Source organism: Terribacillus sp. DMT04, assembly GCF_019056395.1.
Lineage (GTDB): Bacteria > Bacillota > Bacilli > Bacillales > Amphibacillaceae > Terribacillus > Terribacillus aidingensis_A.
This window is the reverse complement of the sequence record NZ_CP077639.1, coordinates 1,692,184-1,712,948: the sequence shown is the minus strand read 5'-3', so window position 1 is coordinate 1,712,948 and position 20,765 is coordinate 1,692,184. Positions and strand designations below refer to the sequence as shown.

The window sequence follows — 20,765 nt, the reverse complement described above, 5'->3', positions numbered from 1 at the left end:
CCGTACCGGTTTATAGATACACTCCTAGCGGGAAACGTACCTGTTACTCGATGAAAGATGGGCAGACTAATCCTATTTTTTACGCGTTGAAAAATCATTTTTTCAATTCGTTAGAAAATAAGATTAGTTTTTCATTGGTCATCCATCATCCTCTCGTGTTTGTTGCACTCAGTATAGCAGATAGAGACGCTGAGTCAAATAGGCAATTAAATCAGTTGTTCTTTTCGTACCGTCCCCGGAGCTAGTACGCTCTCATCCAATCCCGAACGATACGGTTTGTCAGCAGTCGCTTGCTTGAACTCTGTCTTTGCTTGTTCAACAAGCGCCGGTTCACTGAACAAATCATATGCTGTAAGTGCCATGATTTTAGCTGCGTAATGCATACCCTTTAAACCAATACTTGTTCCAAATACGGCGGTTGCTTGCCAGGCATGTACTTGGGTACCAATTGGACCGCATGTAGTGCTGATACTTGCTAATGGCGTAATCCAGCTTACATCCGCAACATCAGTTGAGCCGGGCATTGTCTTTTCTTTTGCTGAGAGATCATAGAAGTTTTTGGTTGGCAGGATGTCGTTTGAATCGAGTTTCAGTTCGGCGCGAGAGGCTTCTATCAATTTAGGATCCATTGATTTACGGAGTATAGAGGAATAAGCCACTTCATCTGAAGTAAAACGCTGCATCGGGAAGTTCTCCATATTGCGGTAGTGGAGTGTATTCAACGTATCGTTCGTGAGCATATGATAACAATTTGCTAACAACTCATGAGACGTCGATGTACCCGTGATTAGAGCTGCTCCTTTTGCTATATCATGCATGCGTGCGAGCATATCTTCTACTTGTTCACGATTAGCGCCGCGCAAATAGTACCAAACTTCTGCTTCATCTGGCACAATATTCGGTGCCTGGCCTCCATTTGTAATGGCATAATGAATTCGAGTGCCGTCTACAAGATGTTCACGCAAGTAATTGGCACCAATATTCATGATTTCTACGGCATCAAGTGCACTGCGTCCAGCATGAGGAGCTCCGGCAGCATGTGCTGGTATACCATGAAAACGATACTTAATTGATATCATTGCTTGTGTACTAAAGTTTTGGACCACATTGCTTGTTCCTGGATGCCATGTTAAACAGCAATCTAGATCATGAAATACGCCTTCTCTTGCCATAAACGTTTTCCCGGAGAGTACTTCTTCAGCCGGACAGCCGTAATAGCGAATAGTGCCCGTTAATTGCCCATCATCAATCAGCTGCTTTAGTGCAAGGACAGCTTCAACTCCTGCGGTACCGAGAAGATGATGCCCGCACGCGTGACCTGGCTTATTCGCATGAACCGGATCTTTATATGGTTTTGTAGACTGAGCGAGACCAGGCAAGGCATCAAATTCTCCCAATATGCCGATTATAGGGTAGCCTTCTCCATACTCCGCATAAAAAGCTGTCTGTATACCTCCAATAGAATCTGTCAGTCGGAATCCAGCATCCGCTAGCATATCTTTCTGGGCGGCACTTGCATAGGTTTCTTCATAAGCAATCTGCGGGTTATTCCAAATATCCAGCGCTAAGCGGCCTGTCAACTGTTCCAATTCCTCTAAACGACGCATCAGCTGCTTTTTACTCACTAGTCATCTCTCCTTCATGAGCTAATTTGCTTGGTTTGATATGGTCCAGAAACATACTGATTACAACTGTCAGTATCATACAGATTAATCCTTTGAAAAAGACAGGAACGGGCAGTTGCGTCAATAAAACGCCGAATCCAATACCAATAACACCGAAAAGCGGCTTTCGCATTGCCAACTGCGCAATCATTCCGCCGAATATTGCCGGAATAATGTAAGTAAAGGCAGCTTGTAAAGATTCCGGAATGACAGAGAGAATAAACGAACCTGCTAGTATAACTGGGATCAATACAGCAATGTTCATAAAACTAGCTGTGGCTATAGCTAACGTTGCGGCAACTTCTCCTTTCCTCGTTCCAGGCTCAGCACCAATTACTTGCTGTGCTGCGGCCGCGGAGGGTAAGCACATATTCGCTATATTACCAGTCAAGAAACTAAGATACGTACCCGAAACTCCTAATGTGGCATAATAGCTGACTGGCTCCACCACCCAAGCAAATCCAACCAATGCTATATATGCAAGAAAAGCAGCAAATATTGCTTGCCAGCCAGGGTGGTAGCCTGCTACGAACGAAAGATAAAGCGGTAAGGCGGCTGATAAGACGATAACGCTGCCAATCGTCAGCCTGCCCCAGAAATGTGCATTGACGTGAAATGCATCAAATGTTTGCTGCTGCGTTTCTACAACTTGTTTTTGTACAACGACCTGCTCTGCTGTTTTTACCATTCTTCGTCCCTCCGTTTCTTATCCAATAAAATAACCGACCGTGAGACCGCCAATAATAGCAAACCCTAATGCCCATTCCTTCAGCCAGTTTTGCCGCAGCTTATTTGCTGCCAGTAACGTTAATATAGTAATAAGAATGCTCGTGACAATGACTACCGTATGACCGCTGCTTTTTACTGCTTCGTTGGCAGCGAAGTATCCAAAAGCGCCGAGCATGGCTGCCGTCGAAATAATGACCATCTTCTTCGTTCCGTTTTTCTTTGCTGTGATTTTCTTTTGGAAAGTACCGAGTGACTTTGTGAAGAACAATGTGACAATCAGCCAGCCGGTTCCTCCGATACATAATGTCCAAGCAATCGTCGTGAAGGCTTCCGGTCCAAAGTTTTCCGCCCCCAGCTCCGTTCCATAAGCACTGGAAGCCATTTGCGCACCAAGCGATTCTGTTGCGGAGGAACCAATAATGGCGCTGCGCATCATGGTTAGCGGGTTCCCAATCAAGGTCATTAGTGAGACAGCTATAATGATATTCCCTAGTGAAGGCCCGATAGCTGCAATAGCACCTGTCTTCATTGCACTTTTAGCTTCCTTCTCTGTCATGCCAACACTCTCTCTTACTTGAAAAGCAGATCGGATAAAGACAATGCCCTGAAATATAACAATTGCAACGACAACGAGACAAAACCCCCATAGTACGCCACTGTTCATAATTTCACCTATCTGCAAATGTGGTCCCCCCTTAAAATGTATAACTATTCTGACTATTATGTTAGTAGCTTCCTTGTATGTGTGTCAAAACCTTTATGAAAAACAGGTCTATATATGCAAGAAAGTTGCCATGACAATACGGAATACTACCTATCGCTTGTCAGATTCTTTACCAAGAGGAGTAGATAAAATTGAATTATTGGCTGATTTATATGACGATTTTACATTTTGCGGCAGTAAGATGTATCCTCTAAAAAAGAAATACAAAATTAAATGACGAAGGGAGAAATAATTTTCCCGCTTCACCCCATTATGTCACTTGTATGCTTATTAAAAATTATAGTTCTAGCCCTTGGGGAAATCATGGCTATTATTAAATTGCTACGGAAAAACTAATAGACGATAAAGATAAAGTCATGCATAACCTGCTGACATAAACAGCCACAACGATTGTCTGCTTAATCATCTTACGGAAAAGTTCATCTTATCTTAAATTATATCTGTCCTTTCCTGCGCTTTAACAAAATTGATATATGTATTAACTGCTTCCTTTCCTTTCCCGTGACATAAACCCCACCTTCTTCTCATACATCTAGAATATGGACAAGTTGAGGTGACTAATGTGGGAAAACAATCATTGTTAAAAGGTACGATTATTTTGGCTATTGCTGCTTGCTACAGTAAGCTGATCGGCTTTATGAATGGTATCGTGTTATCACGGCTGTTGGGACCTGAAGGAATCGGACTAGCTATGATGGCGATGCCGGTCACGGGCTTGCTAATTGCAATTACAGGTTTTGGATTAGAGGTGGCGGTCGCCAATTTGGTAGCTGAGAATAATGCTTCCAACAATCGGACAAGACTGCGGCATGTGCTGTCTTTATCTTTTCTAATTACAGGAGCGTTAAGTATTGTCACTTCTTTGCTGCTATTTGGTCTTATCTCATATGCACCGGGATTGTTGTTTGCTGATCAGCGAGCGATTTACACATTCACTGCTATTATTCCGATTATCCCAATCGTTGCTATTTCTTCCATCTTGAAAGGCTATTTTCACGGAAAACAGTATATGTCTCCTGGTGCCTTCGCTTCCATATTGGAACAAAGCGTGCAGCTCGTTGTGACGTATATGCTTGTTCAATATTTGCTGCCATACGGACTGGGTGTTGCTGCCGCGGGTGCGGTAATAAGTATGGTGATTGGCGAAGCAATATCTTTAGGAGTCTTAATGGTCGCTTTTCAGAGGCAAAAAGAATTCAAATGGCGGTTTCTTCATATTGTCGGAGATTTAGTCCGCGATGGAAAACAGCATACACGTGATTTGATAAAAGTAGCGCTTCCGAATACCGGGACGCATCTGGTTAATAGTTTTGCTGCCGTATTAATGCCGATTATTATTACACACAGCTTTATTACAGCAGGCCACACAGCGGAAACAGCTACAGAGACGTACGGATTATTGATGGGATATGTAATGCCGCTCGTTTTCGTACCAACTTTTATTACACATTCACTTTCTACCAATTTACTGCCCTCGATCAGTGACTTATACGCCAGACGTCAATTTCAGCAAATGTATAGCAATATTAACCAAGTCATAACCGTTACAATGATGATTTGTATTCCTTGGGCGTTGTTTCTCTATTTCTTTGCAACTGATTTGACGATTTTGTTTTATCACTCCGAAGATGCCGGTCTGCTTATCCAGAAAATGATTTTCTGTTTTATGCTCAGCTATTTGCAAATCCCGCTGCAGGCTGTCTTGATTGGCATCGGTAAAAGCAGTGTTGTTTTATACAATAATTTAATTGCAGCGCTTGTCAGTCTGCTCGTTATCTATTTTGTTGCCTCGCAGCCGAGTATGGGCGTAAATGGCGTAATTCTCGGTCTGAATCTTGGCGAAGTTCTCGGGACGCTGCTGCATTTTGCAAGTTTGTACCAAGCTGTCCGCTTTCCATTTGGTTTTGCTCGGTTTTATAAACTGCTCGTTGCGATTGTTTGTATGGCATCTGCCGCGATTTTTCTATACTTGACTCTAGATTCTTATATCGCCAATGGCTATGTTTTACTCAGCAGTGTATTACTTATATCCGCTGCCATTTACTTGCTGCTCCTTCACCGATTCCGTTTGCTAAAACAAGAGCAATAACGAATCATGCTTGAAGCCGATAATTACGCTAGGTTATACTTATACTAGTAATTGAGGTGAAGACATTGTATAAATTATTGACGCATAACGACTTGGATGGTGTCGGCTGTGGAATCTTAGCGACACTTGCTTTTGGAGAGGATGTCGAAATCCGCTACAACTCCATCAGCAGCTTAAACGAAGAAGTGAAGAAATTCTTGGCAGATCCAACCCAACATCATAAAGAACTTTGGGTAACAGATCTTGCGGTAAATGAAGAAAACGAAGCTGCAATCTCTGCTTTCATTAAGGCTGGAGGCAAAGCCAGACTCGTGGATCATCATAAAACGAGTGAGCATTTAAACACACACGAATGGGCTTGGATTGCGACGAAGCAAGATGATGGTGCGCAAACATCGGCTACAAGCATGCTTTATGATGTTTTAGTACAAGAAGGACACATGGAAAAATCAACATCGGTGAGTGAGTTTGTGGAACTTGTCCGCCAATACGATACATGGGAATGGGAAAAACGGCAGAACGAAGCAGCTAAGCAGTTGAATGCCTTGCTCTTCTTGCAAAGCATTGACGAATTTGCGGATGTGATGATTGATCGTCTGCAGCAGAGCGATTCGTTTGTTTTTAATGACTTGGAAGCAAAATTGCTGCAAGTACAGGACGCACAAACAGAACGCTATATTCGGAAGAAACGAAAGCAAGTTGTTCCAATTAAAGTAGATACATATCTTGCCGGCGTTGTACACGCAGAATCTTATTTGTCCGAATTAGGCAATGACCTTGGCAAGACTTTCCCGCATTTGGACTTTATCGTGATGGTTATGATGGGTACAAAGCGTTTAAGTCTCCGGACCATTCATGATGATGTCGATGTATCTGCTATCGCCGGGAATTATGGCGGAGGCGGCCACCAGAAAGCATCTGGCGCGACGTTAACTGAAGATGCGTTTGAGCTGTTTGTTAAACAAGTATATGAACTGCCAACATTGCGTCCAGACGCACTGGAAAACAAATTTAATACACCAGAGAACGATTTGGGAACATTGTACGGCAATGAGCAGAATGATAAATTCTTTATCGTTCAGCAAAATCGGAAATACTATATCATGAAAAATCAAAAGCCGGCAGAGATTGGCTATGATACATTCGCAGAAGCAGAAAAACAATTGAAGCGAGAAGAACTTGCATTTCTTGTTAACGATCACCGCTATGTCAAATATTTGAGTGAGCGTGTCAAAAAACAGGACCTTACTGTAAATCAGCCGGTCGTTAAAAAACAAGCAGACTAAAAAAGAAGGCGGCATGCACCTGAATAAGTGTATGCCGCCTTCTTTTCTTTCTTATAAACTCTCTGCTGTTGCTATCGCTTGTTCCATTAACTGAATGTCTTCTTGAATCAAGCTGCGAATCCCGGAATCCGGGCATCTTCTGTATTCGTCTTCAAGCCGTCTTAACTCTGCGTGGAAGATATCTGCGTCCGAAAAGTGCATATAAATTGCCTCCATATGGCTTTTACTTATATATATGCCGAAACAGCCAAGAAATATACTCCTTAAATAATAAAAAATATTGTTGTCCCTTTGTATGTTGTGTGATAGAATCTCTAACATAGTTTAAATTTCATTTATTTTAAATTGTCAAACTATTTAGAAAAAGCATCTTTGTCTATGGAGGTAAATTTATGAAAAAATCAATTCCGTTTTCTTACGTCATCATTACTGGGTTCATGCTTTTTGCCCTCTTCTTTGGGGCAGGCAATCTAATCTTTCCAGCTTTACTAGGTCAGCAATCAGGAGCGAATGTGTTTACTGCTAACCTTGGCTTTATAATTACGGGAGTTGGCTTGCCGCTGCTCGGCATTTTAGCATTCGCTATATCCGGTAAAAATGATTTGCAAGACTTAGCAAGCCGCGCGCATCCGATTTTCGGCTACGCATTCACGATTATTCTGTACCTTTCCATCGGTCCGCTGTTTGCTATGCCGCGTACAGGAACTGTTTCGTTTGAGATCGGTGTGCAGCCATTCTTATCAGGTGATTTTGGAGCATGGCCATTGATCATTTATTCCATCGTATTCTTTGGACTAACATGCTTCTTCTCTTTAAAGCCAGCTAAGATTGTTGAGGTTGTTGGAAAGTACTTAACACCAGCATTATTAGTTGTCATTGCTGTCCTTATTATTACCGTGCTGGTAAACCCAATCGGCAGCCCGCAGGAAGCAACAGAAGCATACAGCAGTAACGCTTTCTTCAAAGGCTTCCAAGAAGGATACCTGACGATGGATACATTGGCAGCATTCGTATTTGGCATCATTGTTATTAATTCAGTTAAAAATATCGGCATTACAGATCGTAAGAGTATTCTTGGATTCACATGGAAAGCAGCTGTCATTGCAGCCGTGCTTCTTGCTTTAATCTACACTTCCCTTTCTTACCTTGGTGCAACAAGTGTAGCAGGAATCGGTCAGTTGGATAATGGCGGTTCCGTGTTAGCAGGTGTTTCTGACTTTTATTATGGAAATGCTGGTAATGTGTTGCTTGGTTTGATTGTATTTGGCGCTTGTCTCACAACAAGTATTGGTCTAGTAACGGCTTGCAGCAGTTATTTCAGCCGCCTGCTTCCAAATGTTTCTTACAATGTACTTGCTATTGTACTATCAGCGTTTAGTGCTGTTATCGCCAATGCTGGTTTATCTAATATCATTACTTTCAGCGTACCTGTCCTAACAATCATTTACCCGTTAGCAATTGTGTTGATTTTCCTTACATTCTTGCATGATGCTATCGGCGGAAGCAGAGCTGTCTACTTGATGAGTTTGTTGTTCACGTTTGCAGTTAGTTTGATGGAAGGTCTTAATGCTGCCGGAATCCCTATCCCAGGAGTGCAGCAATTCTTAACAGATAACCTGCCAATGTACACATTAGGTCTAGGTTGGCTGCTGCCAGCAATTGCAGGAGCAATTATTGGCTACGTAATCCATCTTGCAACAAAACCTAGTAAAACGGAATTTAATAAAGCGAACGCTCGCTAAATAAACAAAACGCCCGGTCCTTTGCCGGGCGTTTTGCATGTTTAAGAATTGAGTGTGTCGATAAATACTTCCAATTGTTTATCTGTATACTGTCCTTGCGAAAAGTTTACCAAACCTCGAAGCGGTAAGTCATTTAGCATTGGGAAAAGCATCTCTTCTACACTTTGTGCTTCTTCTGATATTAAGCCTAGCTTACCGCGGAGTGATAATAACAGTTTCTCCATTTTATCACGATTGTGCGGATCTTCGAGTACATCTGATACCGTACTGTTTCTCCCGTATTTCGGTGTTGGTGCCGCTGTTTCGGTAACTTCTACTGTCTCTTTTAGTTGAATGGATTTGGATGAGCTTCCTACCAGGATATCAAATGCACCCGTTTCCACACGCCATGATTGCTGTTCTGGATCATAAAACGCAAATGCACGTGAATCTAAGACAATGGCAATCTCTTTTTTCTCTCCAGGTTCCAGCGCTACTTTTTCAAAACCTTTCAATTCTTTAACCGGGCGTGCGACACTGCTCTTTTGGTCGGAAATGTACACTTGCGCTGCTTCCTTCCCTTTCTTGTCTCCTGTATTCGTCAGCGTAAAGCGAACAGTTAAGGTATCTGTATCTTGTATGTCATTAGCGGACAGCTCCAAATCACTATATTGGAATGTAGTATAAGAAAGACCATGGCCAAATGGATACAGTGGTGTAACATCTTTTGTATCGTAGTAACGATAACCTGTATAAATCCCTTCCTGATAAACGACGCGATTCTTTTCTTGGTTAAAGTTAAGATATGCTGGTGTGTCTTCTAATCTGACAGGAAACGTTTCTGTGAGCTTACCCGATGGATTAGTATCGCCATAAAGTATGTTCGTAATAGCGCTGCCGATTGCTTGTCCGCCCAGATACGTTTCCAAAATGGCATCTGCATGTTGATACCAAGGCATTTCCACTGGAGAACCGTTACTTAAGACAACAATGAGTTGCGTGTTTTGATTTTTTAAGCGCTCCAGAAGTAATAGTTGATTCTTGGGAAGGTGCAGATGCTCACGGTCAAATCCTTCTGACTCTTGCTCCTCTGGTAATCCTAAGAACAGAATCACTTTATCTGCCGCTTTTGCTGTGTGTTCTGCTTCCCGAAGGAGTTTTTCGTCGGGTTCTTCAGCTTCTGCTGCATATCCTTGCGCGAACTGTATATGCTCGCCTGCTTTCTCTCGAAGTTTGTCTAGAGGTGTATCAAGTTTCGTTGGTGTAACTTGTGAGCTTCCGCCGCCGCGGTACCGTACTTTATCCGCAAGATCACCGATGACCGCCACTTTCTCGGTTGTTTGTAACGGCAAGGCTTGCTGTTCGTTGCGCAGCAAAACAATACTGTCTGATGCAATTTCCTCTGCTAACTGGTGATGCTTTTCTTTTAGATCGCCAGCAGTCTTGCTGTTAGAAGCATCCGCTTTAAATAAAATCGTAAAGTACGCTTTCAATCGCGCATCTAATACCGCTTCATCCAATTGACCGTTCTGAATAGCAAGTTTAATCTTTTCATCAGATAAACCACCAGAAGGCGGCATCTCCACAGACAGACCTGCTTCTAACGCACGTACGCGATCATCCACTGCTCCCCAGTCAGACACGACGAATCCTTCAAAACCCCATTGTTTATGTAAGACGTCTTGCAGCAGTTCCTTGTTTTCTGACGCATAATCACCGTTCACTTTGTTATATGCTGTCATAACTGTCCAAGGCTGTGCCTTTTTCACCGCTTTTTCGAAGGCAGCCAGATAAATTTCATGTAATGTTCGTTCGTCTATAATTGTATCTACTTCCATCCGGCGGTATTCTTTATTATTAGCAGCAAAGTGCTTCAGTGATGTGCCGACACCTTTATTTTGCATGCTATTGATGTAAGAAACTGCCAATTCACCTGCTAAATAAGGATCTTCTGACAGATACTCAAAGTTTCTACCGCCAAGCGGAGAGCGTTTTATATTTATTCCAGGTCCGAGAACAATTTGTACATCTGTTGCCAAAGCTTCTTCCGCGATTGCTTGTCCAAGTTTTGCGATTAGCTGGCGGTCCCATGAAGATGCGTATGCAGCAGGCGCTGGGAAGCAAGTAGCTGCTTCACTGTTTGATAAGCCGATGCTGTCGTCACCAGCCGGTTTGCGCAGTCCATTCGGACCATCTGAGAAACGCATAGAAGGTAGGGACAAACGCTTCAATGATTCTGTTTCCCAAAAACTTGCTCCCGAGCAGAATCGTACCTTTTCTTCTAATGTCATATTATTTATTCGTTCATTTATATCTTTTTCCATGTTTATCATCCTTTCGCCTTCTTATTTCTACCCTGTACGAAAGCATGTAAACAAAAAGGACCAGACACCAAGTCTGATCCTGCTAACGTTCACTATATATAGATATTATCCCGCGTCTGTTCTTGGAACCGATTCGAGATCATAAGAACAATCTTCTAAAATACCAATAAAGATGTCAACAATGTCCGGGTCAAACAAACTGTCCTTGCAGCGAATCAATTCAGCTGCTGCATGTTTGGCAGACATGCCCTTACTGTACGTCCGTTCCGTAGTCATAGCATCGAAGGCATCTGCAACACCGACAATACGGGCGAATAATGGTATTTGCTCACCTTTCAGCTGTTTTGGATAGCCGCTGCCATCCATCCGTTCGTGATGCAGCATAGCGGTATCAATTGATTTCTGAAAGAAGCGATTCGGTTTAATAGCGGAAAGAATACGTGCTCCAATTTCTGTGTGCTTCTTCATTAGTTCAAACTCACTGTCCGTCAATCCAGTTGTTTTTCGTAATATCCGGTCTTCAATTCCAATCTTGCCGATATCATGCAAAATAGCTGCCTGATAAAGCTCAAAGCACATCTGAGAATCAAGTTTTAACCTTTTTCCGATCAGCCAAGCATAACGCGCCACACGCTCTGAATGCCCTTTTGTCAGCGGATCACGTGCATCAAGCGCTTCTGCAAGCATTCGAATCATGCTGACGAACATCTTATACAGCTCATCGTACATCTGACTATTGTGTAACGACAAAGCAGATTGCTCAGCCAGCATCACGACAAGTTTTATATTGCGTTGACAAAAGAAGCGTCCGTTCTTCCTATTCATCAGCTGAATTGCACCTAATACATTTCCCTTAGCTTGCAAAGGCACGGTTAAAAGCGAGGTGGCGTGCTGATCAAGATACGCAGTGCTACAAGCTGGCAGAGCTTCTCCAGCATTGTCTATAAAATCTGTGTCTCTATTCTGAATCACTTTACCGACAATGCCTTCTCCTTCTGCCAGCGTTAAATCTGGAAGACGCTCAGCTGCCAAGCCAACTGCCGCCTTTGCGCTGATTTGCTTTCTTTCATTGTCTGGCATCCATAAAATCGCCGCTTCTGCTTCCACAATCATTACCATTTGATCAAGTATGCCTTGGAATACATCCTGCAAATCGATAGCAGCGTTTAATTCCTTTAAGGCTTCCAGCATTTTTGACAGTTCCTTTACTTTTGATTCCAGCATTGTTATCGTGGCCACAGCACTTCCTCTTTTCATCTATCTCATACTTCCGACATGGTCCTTTATTCCTGTTAGGTTCTGTATGATTAAGTATAAGCGAACAGAAGGGAAATTAGAAGGTGTTTCTACGAGGGTTTTGAGGGCATAAATTTAAATTATATAGTAGGCAAATAACAGGTTCAGTTTAGGAGTACAAAACACAAAAAATCAACGGAAACAGAGCCTATATTTAGTAACTAACACTTGAAATAACTTATAAATTAACATTAAAACCTACGCAAAAAGAGGAGCTTAATTATCGAAGCTCCTTTTCCTATGATTTTAAATGGCATTTTATTCAATTAACGCACCTTTTAATTTAAGAACATCATTCCACATCTTATTCAAAAATCGCGCCCGATTGCTGTAAATTGACATATTGAATAAGAAATTACCAATCTAATTGCAGCAGTTCTGCAACAATCTCATCACTACCAGGAAGAAACATAAACACTGAAATAACGATAAATAGAACTCCAAAAACAAATAGCAATATAACGACTTTAACAGCCGCAGGCACACCCTTTTTCATAAGACCCAAAATAATAAAAACAATACCTATCAAAAGCAATAGTAAGTACCAAAACCCCATCACACTACTCCTTTCTATAAGCAATCTGAATCATTTGTTGAATAGCAGTTTAATCATTGCTATTGCACTAAACTGCCGTTAATATATTCTAACACAAGATTTTCCATTTACCTTCAAAAAACAGTTCAATTTTCTTTAAGTGAATTAACATAGATATAAGATATTTCCTAAAGAAAATTCTTATCTGTTATTCCTAATCTTTGAGCGGGAGTTTTTACGGTTGTTTGTTCACCTTCCTTGGTTTTGAAAGGTAACAGAAGTTGTAGCACGTTCTTAGTATGGTTAATGCCGTTTGGACAGACTTAGGTTTAAAGTTTGGCAAAATCCTGTACTCGCTAATATTGCAGCAAATTAATATGTATCTCAAATTGTATTGCGCTGGCTTTATCAGCTTGGCAGTATTGCTATTGGAAATCAGCTACTCCAAACCGCCAGCAAGAAAACATTGCTATCTTTGATTCTGAAGTGAATCAAGCGAAAAAGATGGCCATCAGCGGTCTGACTAAGGCAGATGGAAGAACTGCCAATCAAGTTTCAGCTGTTAACGAATAGTATCAAAAAGAGCCATGTGTGCACTGCACAGATGGCCCTTTTGATTTTCTTATTTCTTTTCAAATTCCATATTCCAGCTGTAATACTCATTATCTGTATTTTTCTTATAAGATAAATAAGCGGAGAATTTTTTCCCTCGCTTGCTCGTCAAGCCTTTCACATGTGCTGTTCCGCTTTTCAGCAACGCTTTCACCATGGTTTTCGTCGGTTTCTTCCGCATAGAACCGAGGAATTTATCCGCTTTCCAAATGATAAAGCTGCATGATTTTTTGTAGTTTTTACAGCCAAAGCCTTTATAGCCTTCTACTACATCGCCGCCGCATGCTGGACATTTTCCGAGCACTTCGTATGTTAATGTTTGTTTTTTAATGGTTCGAATCGGAGCGGCTTCGTCTTGTTTCATCGTTTGGACAGCATCTTTTGTGAAGGAAAAAATCATTTCCAGGAATTCTTCACGGCCAACTTTCGCATCCTCAATATCTGCCAGCGTCTTCTCCAGTCGTCCGGTAAAGTTCAAATCGAATAAAGGTTTAACTGGGAATGTATTCACGAGCTTTCTGCCTGTATCTGTCACATGCAGTTCTTTGCCTTTATTGCTGATATACTGAATATCTTTTAGCTTTTTAATTGTTTCTGCCCGTGTTGCAGCTGTACCGATGCTAAAGCCGCGCAGTACTTCCTCGACTTCTTCTTCCTCTTGTTTGCCTTTTCCGCACGTTTCCATCACACGCAGTAAAGTCTTTTCTGTATGCGGTTTCGGCGGCTGTGTCATATGAGATGTAACCGAGGTTTCCCATGTATCCACGAGCATGCCTTTTTGAACATCCGGCAGCAGTGTTTCTTTTGTTTGCTGCTTCTCGACCTTTTTCCAGCCATCCACGAGCTGGATTCGACCTTTGGAGATAAAACTTCCTGGAAGCGACACTTCTGGGATGACAGTTTCCAATGTTGTTTCCTGGTATACAGCAACCGGCATAAATTGCATAATAAAACGATTCTTAATCGCTGTATACACAAGCTCCTGATCTGGCGTTAACCGTTTTGGCAGTACATACGTTGGGATGATGGCACTATGACTTGATACTTTGCTGTTATTGAAAACGCGCTTTGACCGAGTGAATTTGATTTCTGATTCATAAGGTAAACCAGCCGCTACTTTCTTCAATACACCAGCAGCTTTTCCGACAAGGCTTTCCTCCAGTGCCGTACTGGATGTACGCGGGTAGGTGATATACTTTTTCTCGTAAAGCGTTTGTGCCACTTTCAGCACTTTATCAGAAGTCCAGCCGCTGTATCTGCCGGTCATATACCCTTGCAAACCAGATAAGTTGAATAACGGCGGACACCATTCTTTTTTATCTTCTGTTTGCTTGTCTTTAATTTGCCCTTGTTTGCCTTGTATTTGCTGAAATATAGCCTGTAACGGTTCTCGTTCCTTGAACTTGTCCGTTTTGTCCGCTTTGTACACCCCTTCATAAAATTGCTTTTCAGGTGTACGGAACGTTGCTACCAGTTTGAAATACGGCTCCGGCTTGAATAATCGAATCTCTTCATCACGGTCATAAATAATTTTTAACGTCGGCAGCAAGACTCGTCCGATATTGAGCACTTTACCGCGTCCGCTCTGATAGCGGAGTGTCGCAACAGAAGTCAAATTAATCCCGATAACCCAATCCGCCCACTGCCGTCCGATACCTGCATCATAAAGCGGTGTTAATTCCGTATTCGGGCGCATATTTTGCAATCCGCGCAATACTTCTTGTTCTGTCCACTCGTTCAGCAGCAGCCGGTATATTGGTTTATTCGGCTTAATATAGTGAATAATGCTGTCGCCAATCAACTGGCCTTCCCGGTCAAAGTCACAAGCAGATACAATTTTATCAACGTCTCTGCGCTGCATAAGCCGCTTAACGATACTGATTTGCTTTTTCGCTCCTGGATCTGCAGTATCCCGGTTACGAGGATTTGATTTTACTTTGTAATGAAATGTTTCCGGAACAAATGGAAAATTGTCAAGTTTCCATTTCGCCATTTTGGTGTCATAATCTTTTGCATCATACAGCTGAAGCAGATGACCAAAAGCCCATGTAATAATATAATTAGGCCCCTCATAGAAACCATCTTGTTTTGTCTTAATTTTTAATGCATCGGCGATATTCTTCGCGACCGAAGGCTTCTCCGCCAATATGACAGTCATACTCATATATAGCTAAAACTCCTTTTAAACTAACAAACTAGTAAGCTTTATTGTACCACAAAAAAGCACCAACCCTTTCAACCAGGTCAGTGCTTGCCTTTTAAAGTGCATCCAGCAGTGTAGAATGAACAGTGCGTAAAACATCGCCGCGGCTGATTACTCCGACCACCTGTTTTTCGTCATTTAGTACAGGTATCTTTTTGAAGCGATGCTTGGCTAAAATGTTCACTACTTCTTCTAACTCATCCTCTTCAGACACGGTAACAATTCCTCTTTTTTTGGCAAGATTTATTACCGGATGATCTTTTAACTCTTCTACAATCTTATCCAGTTTTTCTGATCTGTAGCTTACTGTTAATAAGTAGTTAAAGACACTCACATCTTTCGGCTGAATGCCTCGCAGAATATCACCGTCACTGACGACACCGACGATGTGCCGATCTTTATCCAGTATCGGCATTCCGCTGATTCGCCGATTCACGAATATCTCCAATACACGTTTCACAGTATCTTGTTCGTTCGCTGCAATCACGTCTGTAATCATGAAGTCTTTTGCTTTCATATAAAAGCCTTCCTTCTGTATGGGATGATTTGCTACATCTTTATTATACGCTTTCACACGTTGATTCGCTATTAACAGGAACTAAATTTGTTATATTTGCCGTCAGCATCCAGTGTTCGTAAATGTATGTTAAAATATGTATAAGACTATCCAGAATTACTTTTCCCAAGAAGCTACACACCGAAAGAACTGACATCCTTTCTATAACCGATAAAAGGAGACATGCAGTATGTTCATGAGCTTGATTACGCTGGCGTCCTTAGTCATCTGGATTACGGCATCCCAAGAGTTAATTAAATCGTCAGAAAAACAGAATAGGCGAAAGATAATTACGTTAACCTCTGCGGGTACATTAACTACGGTAGCCGTAACCATTTCACTTTTCCAGAGACTTCCGTTCTAAATGGAGTGTAAATGATCTTTCTGGTAACTCCGAAACGTATTTCTTCAAAAGTTCTATCCATCAAAAAAGCTCAGATTTTTATCTGAGCTTTTTGCACGTCTTTTATCATTTATTCTTTTTCAAAACGCTTTGTACTGCGCACCGTGTCAATTGGACGAACGAGTTTTTCGATGCGTTCTCGTTCTGGTTCCAGGAATGGAGGAAGTGACAGCTTTTCTCCTAGTGTTTCATATGGCTCGTCTCCCATGAATCCGGGTCCGTCAGTTGCAAATTCAAAGAGAATCTGCGGAGCCACACGTGAGTATAATGATTCAAAGAAATGACGATCCACGTACCCGGATGTTTGGAATCCAAAGCTGTGCATCCGTTCAATCCATTCTTCCAACACAGAACGATCCTCTACACGGAATGCTGCATGGTGCACCGTGCCGTATCCTTGTCTTCCATCTGGTAAAACCGTATTGTGCTCAACGATTACGCGCGCACCATTTCCGCCTTCGCCAACTTCATACAAAAATAGTGATCCTTCTTGTGCTACCGGGCGGAATTGCAGCACTTTCTCCAGCATTTCTTTGAAGTAATCAATATGAGCCGTCCGGACGTGAATTGGACCAAGCCCTGTAATCGCATATTCCAACGGTACCGGTCCGTCTTGCCATGGCGTTCCGGATGCCACCCCTTCATCATGTTCGTCGCTGATCAGCTGGTATTGCTGCTCATCAAAATCTTCAAATGTTACTGTTTTAATACCAAATTGTTCTTTCACGCCACGATGTTTTACGTCCAAGCGATCAAATCGTTTCACCCAATAATCCAACGCTGCGTCGGATGGCACACGAAAGCCCGTTTTGAAAATTTCATTCGTACCGTGCGTACCTTTCGGAATACCAGGGAAATCGAAGAAGGTCATGTCTGTCCCTGCACTTCCTTTGTCATCAGCAAAGAATAAATGGTACGTCTGAATATCATCTTGGTTCACTGTCTTCTTAACTAGACGCATGCCTAGCACATATGTGAAGAACTCATAGTTTTTTTCTGCACTGCTTGTAATTGCCGTTACATGGTGAATACCTTTTAAATGATTCATGTTTATCACTCCAGCCTATAGAATGGAATTACCTCGAATTCGAGATAATAGTATTATGACTGATATACTAGCTGGTGTCAAATAGATAGAAATCAAAGAAATGCCGCTTTTCATTTCAATTGCATCAATTCCTTTCAATTCGACGGTTAATTGATGCAATTTTTTCACTTTTTCTTTTTTCTTTATTTTGTATCCTTCCCTCATTTTGACCGCGGCGGCGCCGCCAACTTATGCAACTTTATTATTTCAATTTCAATGCAAAACAATAGAGGTTGCTCTTGTGTTTAAGAGCAACCTCTATTTCTAGATTTGATATTCTTTTAGTTTCTTTGCTTTATTTCTTAGGAGATAGATCCCTATTATACCTACTATATAGATTGGACTGAACAAAGCTACTACCCATAACGATTCTGGCATCGCAGCAGAGAGTGGCAACCAAGCAAATAATTGCATCAGTAAAATAAATAATACGAAATTAGCTACTTTTACATATTTATAAGCTCTTGAAACTGAATCAGAATATATCTCTAACTTGTCGGAACCATCACTTTCTTTACAAAAATATAACCAACCACCAAAACCAGTCACATATTCCCAACCATCATCCTCAAATAACTGAAAATATTCTTGGTTTTGCAAGCCTATTTGATAGTCCAGACGATACACCAGCTTTGTCGGTGATGTTGCTTTAAAATAATATGTAAACCAGCTGTAGCGCTCTAACTGCCATCCTTCCTGCGCCATTTTCTGAAGCCAGACTTCTTCTCTTTGATCACTCCATGCCCAAAACCACTTTCTTACCTTCTTTATTTCTGCCATCGTTCTCCTCCTAATTGCTTCTCACTGATTGCTACTAGTTTTTGAAGTCTTTCAAATTCTGCCAGCAGCAGCTCCTGCCCAAATTCGGTCAACTGATAGGTCTTTTTTGTATCTTCCTGGTCTGTTTTCCGAATAAGCTGTAATTTCTCTATCTTTTTCAGTACACCATACAATGTACCAGGACCTAATTTGACGGTGCCGTCACTGATTTGCTCTACCTCTTTCATAATTCCATAACCATGCAAAGGCCGACGCAAAACCATTAGGATGTAGTACGTTGTATGAGTTAAAGGAAGCAAATCTGCAATTCTTTTCAATTGAATAACCTCCTCGTATATCGTCAAGCGATATATATATCGCATATCGATATAGTACCATATTTTGTTTTGATAAAGCTACCATTTTTTCCATATAAGATGGTAATATAGCATTGTATAAAAAAGGAGGGTGTACATGAAGAGTGCAATCGTTGATCGAGGTTTTTTGCTTTGGATTACACTTTCATTGGTTTCGCATGGCGCAGCTGTACTTTTAGCTACTGCAGAAAGTGAATCCTTCGTTTATTTCATCATCATTGGTTTCGTTTTCCTTGGCTTCTCTATTCACCGCGCAGATCGCTTCTATAAAGCACAAAAAACTAGCGCCTGAACATATGTCCAGGCGCTTTACCAATGCTTAACATCTTTGAAATCCCGCATAATGATGCGCGATTTCTTGATATCGTCATATAATCGATATGGTTTGCTCGCTAGCCGAATTGGCAGCGTAAAAAGAAACCGACTTAGATCATCCCTATACTCTGTTGTCATTCTGGAAGGCTTTGAAAGAAGCCGTTGCTGCCACTCTTGGATGAATTCCTTTTGCAAATCAAGCCGGACATCGATGGCGTGATGGCATTGTGTGCAGCAAATTGTTTTTAGTTTGTCATTGATGTAGGTGATAGTAAATGGAGACTCTTCGCGACAATGGATACAATATAGCTCTGCTTCCATGCGACTTTGTTTCACCGTTAACTCCTCTTTTCCTAAATATCCTTCCTACTCTGTACTTTCGCTGTTCGTATGCCAATATCCTGTCTATTTTCATCAATTATTATGCATACTGTCCAAATTATCATAAACCAATTTCAATAAATAATCTTCAATCACCGGTCCATCCTCTTCATCTAACAAGCCGTTTAATACAATCGAAAAAACTATCTGTTCTCCGGTTTTGATTTTCATATATCCAGATAGTGAGCTTACTCCAGTCAGCGTCCCTGTCTTTGCCGTGACGTTGCCAGCTAGCTCTGAATCTGCAAAACGGTTGCGAAGTGTTCCACCGAGCATTCGTTCAGGTTCACCGGCGATTGGCAGGGAACGTCTAAAGTAAGGGAACCAGGATTCTTTTTGGGCTTTTGTTAGTAAGGTCGTCAGCTGTTTTGCTGTTATACCATTTGCATGAGATAAGCCCGCTCCGTCACGAATTATCATTTGTTCTACTGGCAATTGCCGCTGTTTAAGGTAGTGCTTCATTTGATCAATACCGTCCGCCCAGTTACCAGGTTTCTCTTTGCGGCCGATTTGTTTTATAAACATTTCCGCATGTCCATTGTTACTAAGCTTCATAAACGGAAGAAGCAATTCCTGCAGTGGTGCAGATTCCTTTTTTAATAAGGTTTGAGAGCGGGACGGAGCAGTACCTTTTTTGACTGTTCCTTCCCAGTTGATACCCGCATCACTTACATAATCAGCAAATAGATGCAGCGCATATTCCGTTGGTTCCCAAACCGCTACCCTTTCCTGCTCTTTATCTCCTTTTGCAATGCTGCCAGAAATAACAATCTCATTCTTTCCATGTGAACGAACGATATCCAAATCCGTCTCTTCTTGCTCTCCTACAATTACAGCATCATTGCGTACCGTTATGTAATCTGTTGCTGGAGTTGTCCGAATTGCCGGTACCTGAGAAGAAGTATCTGCACGCACTTCAACCTTGACCGTTCCTGTATCATGATCTTCATCTGGTGAAACAGTCAATGCGCTGATTGCTGCGCCATAATATGCGGATTCATCTTTCCAAGTTGTATCCTCGCTATAACGTTCCTGATCAAACCAACTATCATCTGCCATTATATCGCCACTGATATGATGTATTCCCAAGTTCTTCAGCTGTATCGTCAGCTGCTGTAAATCTTTATATGTCAGAGACGGATCACCTTGGCCGACAAGGTAAAGATTCCCTTCCACTTTTCCATCTTTTACATGCCCATCTGTAGCAACTTTGGTTTTAAATTGATGTGATGGACCTAATTCATGTAATACAGCAGCTGCCGTGAGCAGCTTCATGTTAGAAGCAGGCCGCATCCGCACATCCGCATGCTGCTCGTAAAGTGTCTTTCCTGTCTCTGCATCTGCAATATGAATAGCCGCAACCGCTCCTTGCAGACGCTCTTCTCCCGCCAGGTAATCCTCTATCCTCTCTTTCATCCTATCCTCTTTTCCGGCTACGTGAACATGCGTATGAGGTACCATGCATAGGAAAAGCAGCAATCCGCCAGCTAAAATTCGCAAAAGTATACGAAACATTAGCATCCCTCCTTTTTTACACATCCTACTTAGCCTGTATCGTTTCTACCATATATATGTATTTATATTTAGTTTATCAAACTTTCTGACATCTTAGAATGAAGGTGTGAAGAGAACTACTTTACTGATTCAGACTGGAGAAGACTGAACCAAACAAGTTTTAGGTAGGTTTTATCTATTTATGAAGTT

General features: G+C 41.8%; 19 protein-coding genes. 4 read left to right on the top strand and 15 right to left on the bottom strand.

Annotated features, from left to right (window positions below; translation table 11 throughout):
* Positions 1-206: 206 nt before the first annotated feature.
* Genes KS242_RS09060 through KS242_RS09050 form a run of 3 tightly spaced genes read right to left on the bottom strand, consistent with a single transcriptional unit; the run spans position 207 to position 3,075 of the window.
* Positions 207-1,625 carry an amidohydrolase gene (locus KS242_RS09060; RefSeq protein ID WP_254391669.1) on the bottom strand — a complete coding sequence of 473 codons (1,419 nt, stop codon included), beginning with the start codon at positions 1,623-1,625 and terminating at the stop codon, positions 207-209.
* Complete coding sequence (locus tag KS242_RS09055; RefSeq protein WP_217321069.1) at positions 1,618-2,352, bottom strand: small-conductance mechanosensitive channel; 735 nt, start codon at positions 2,350-2,352, stop codon at positions 1,618-1,620. Before KS242_RS09055 ends, KS242_RS09060 begins: the two co-directional genes overlap by 8 nt.
* 18 nt (positions 2,353-2,370) lie before the next feature.
* On the bottom strand, positions 2,371-3,075 hold the full coding sequence (locus tag KS242_RS09050) for a DUF5058 family protein (RefSeq protein WP_254391668.1): 705 nt from the start codon (positions 3,073-3,075) through the stop codon (positions 2,371-2,373).
* Between the two features lie 604 nt (positions 3,076-3,679).
* On the opposite strand from KS242_RS09050, the gene spoVB reads away from it, so the two are divergent.
* Complete coding sequence (spoVB, locus tag KS242_RS09045) at positions 3,680-5,206, top strand: stage V sporulation protein B (protein ID WP_217321068.1); 1,527 nt, start codon at positions 3,680-3,682, stop codon at positions 5,204-5,206.
* 65 nt (positions 5,207-5,271) lie between these two features.
* Positions 5,272-6,492, top strand: a complete 1,221-nt coding sequence (locus tag KS242_RS09040) for a DHH family phosphoesterase (protein WP_217321067.1) — start codon at positions 5,272-5,274, stop codon at positions 6,490-6,492.
* A gap of 51 nt (positions 6,493-6,543) precedes the next feature.
* Here KS242_RS09040 and KS242_RS09035 read toward each other — a convergent pair whose 3' ends face one another.
* A complete protein-coding gene (locus tag KS242_RS09035) occupies positions 6,544-6,693 on the bottom strand; it encodes a hypothetical protein (RefSeq protein ID WP_217321066.1) in 150 nt (49 codons plus the stop codon).
* A 191-nt stretch (positions 6,694-6,884) separates the two neighbouring features.
* Between KS242_RS09035 and brnQ the strand changes: the two genes are divergently transcribed.
* A complete protein-coding gene (brnQ, locus tag KS242_RS09030; RefSeq protein ID WP_217321065.1) occupies positions 6,885-8,234 on the top strand; it encodes a branched-chain amino acid transport system II carrier protein in 1,350 nt (449 codons plus the stop codon).
* A 41-nt stretch (positions 8,235-8,275) separates the two neighbouring features.
* Here the strand turns inward: brnQ and KS242_RS09025 are convergent, their stop codons facing one another.
* From KS242_RS09025 to KS242_RS08985, 9 genes are all read right to left on the bottom strand, one after another.
* On the bottom strand, positions 8,276-10,537 hold the full coding sequence (locus tag KS242_RS09025; RefSeq protein WP_217321064.1) for a glycoside hydrolase family 3 C-terminal domain-containing protein: 2,262 nt from the start codon (positions 10,535-10,537) through the stop codon (positions 8,276-8,278).
* Positions 10,538-10,642: 105 nt separating this feature from the next.
* Complete coding sequence (locus KS242_RS09020) at positions 10,643-11,776, bottom strand: HD domain-containing phosphohydrolase (RefSeq protein ID WP_254391848.1); 1,134 nt, start codon at positions 11,774-11,776, stop codon at positions 10,643-10,645.
* A gap of 412 nt (positions 11,777-12,188) precedes the next feature.
* A complete protein-coding gene (locus KS242_RS09015; protein ID WP_217324011.1) occupies positions 12,189-12,389 on the bottom strand; it encodes a hypothetical protein in 201 nt (66 codons plus the stop codon).
* 601 nt (positions 12,390-12,990) lie between these two features.
* Positions 12,991-15,138 carry a type IA DNA topoisomerase gene (locus KS242_RS09010; protein ID WP_217324108.1) on the bottom strand — a complete coding sequence of 716 codons (2,148 nt, stop codon included), beginning with the start codon at positions 15,136-15,138 and terminating at the stop codon, positions 12,991-12,993.
* A 100-nt stretch (positions 15,139-15,238) separates the two neighbouring features.
* Complete coding sequence (locus KS242_RS09005) at positions 15,239-15,700, bottom strand: CBS domain-containing protein (RefSeq protein WP_217324010.1); 462 nt, start codon at positions 15,698-15,700, stop codon at positions 15,239-15,241.
* A 512-nt stretch (positions 15,701-16,212) separates the two neighbouring features.
* Complete coding sequence (locus KS242_RS09000) at positions 16,213-17,190, bottom strand: ring-cleaving dioxygenase (RefSeq protein ID WP_217324009.1); 978 nt, start codon at positions 17,188-17,190, stop codon at positions 16,213-16,215.
* A 15-nt stretch (positions 17,191-17,205) separates the two neighbouring features.
* Positions 17,206-17,358, bottom strand: coding sequence for a hypothetical protein (locus KS242_RS08995; RefSeq protein WP_217324008.1), 153 nt, complete (start codon positions 17,356-17,358; stop codon positions 17,206-17,208).
* A gap of 135 nt (positions 17,359-17,493) precedes the next feature.
* Positions 17,494-18,009 (bottom strand): DUF2812 domain-containing protein, encoded by a 516-nt coding sequence (locus KS242_RS08990; protein WP_217324007.1) that lies wholly within the window; start codon positions 18,007-18,009, stop codon positions 17,494-17,496.
* Positions 17,997-18,272 carry a PadR family transcriptional regulator gene (locus tag KS242_RS08985; protein ID WP_254391870.1) on the bottom strand — a complete coding sequence of 92 codons (276 nt, stop codon included), beginning with the start codon at positions 18,270-18,272 and terminating at the stop codon, positions 17,997-17,999. The genes KS242_RS08990 and KS242_RS08985 overlap by 13 nt, the downstream gene beginning before the upstream one ends.
* Before the next feature lie 190 nt (positions 18,273-18,462).
* Between KS242_RS08985 and KS242_RS08980 the strand changes: the two genes are divergently transcribed.
* Positions 18,463-18,657 (top strand): hypothetical protein, encoded by a 195-nt coding sequence (locus tag KS242_RS08980; protein ID WP_217324005.1) that lies wholly within the window; start codon positions 18,463-18,465, stop codon positions 18,655-18,657.
* Positions 18,658-18,674: 17 nt separating this feature from the next.
* On the opposite strand, the gene KS242_RS08975 is transcribed toward KS242_RS08980, so the two are convergent.
* Complete coding sequence (locus tag KS242_RS08975; RefSeq protein ID WP_217324004.1) at positions 18,675-19,016, bottom strand: bh protein; 342 nt, start codon at positions 19,014-19,016, stop codon at positions 18,675-18,677.
* Between the two features lie 78 nt (positions 19,017-19,094).
* Complete coding sequence (gene dacB / locus KS242_RS08970; protein WP_217324003.1) at positions 19,095-20,576, bottom strand: D-alanyl-D-alanine carboxypeptidase/D-alanyl-D-alanine endopeptidase; 1,482 nt, start codon at positions 20,574-20,576, stop codon at positions 19,095-19,097.
* Positions 20,577-20,765: the final 189 nt, after the last annotated feature.

Coding starts and splice junctions, on each gene's coding strand:
- KS242_RS09005 (WP_217324010.1), bottom strand. CDS start 15,700: ATGAAAGCAAAAGACTTCATGATTACAGACGTGATTGCAGCGAACGAA.
- KS242_RS09015 (WP_217324011.1), bottom strand. CDS start 12,389: ATGGGGTTTTGGTACTTACTATTGCTTTTGATAGGTATTGTTTTTATT.
- KS242_RS09025 (WP_217321064.1), bottom strand. CDS start 10,537: ATGGAAAAAGATATAAATGAACGAATAAATAATATGACATTAGAAGAA.
- KS242_RS09055 (WP_217321069.1), bottom strand. CDS start 2,352: ATGGTAAAAACAGCAGAGCAGGTCGTTGTACAAAAACAAGTTGTAGAA.
- brnQ (WP_217321065.1), top strand. CDS start 6,885: ATGAAAAAATCAATTCCGTTTTCTTACGTCATCATTACTGGGTTCATG.
- KS242_RS09035 (WP_217321066.1), bottom strand. CDS start 6,693: ATGCACTTTTCGGACGCAGATATCTTCCACGCAGAGTTAAGACGGCTT.
- dacB (WP_217324003.1), bottom strand. CDS start 20,576: ATGTTTCGTATACTTTTGCGAATTTTAGCTGGCGGATTGCTGCTTTTC.
- KS242_RS08990 (WP_217324007.1), bottom strand. CDS start 18,009: ATGGCAGAAATAAAGAAGGTAAGAAAGTGGTTTTGGGCATGGAGTGAT.
- KS242_RS09000 (WP_217324009.1), bottom strand. CDS start 17,190: ATGAATCATTTAAAAGGTATTCACCATGTAACGGCAATTACAAGCAGT.
- KS242_RS09010 (WP_217324108.1), bottom strand. CDS start 15,138: ATGACTGTCATATTGGCGGAGAAGCCTTCGGTCGCGAAGAATATCGCC.
- KS242_RS08985 (WP_254391870.1), bottom strand. CDS start 18,272: ATGGTTTTGCGTCGGCCTTTGCATGGTTATGGAATTATGAAAGAGGTA.
- KS242_RS08980 (WP_217324005.1), top strand. CDS start 18,463: ATGAAGAGTGCAATCGTTGATCGAGGTTTTTTGCTTTGGATTACACTT.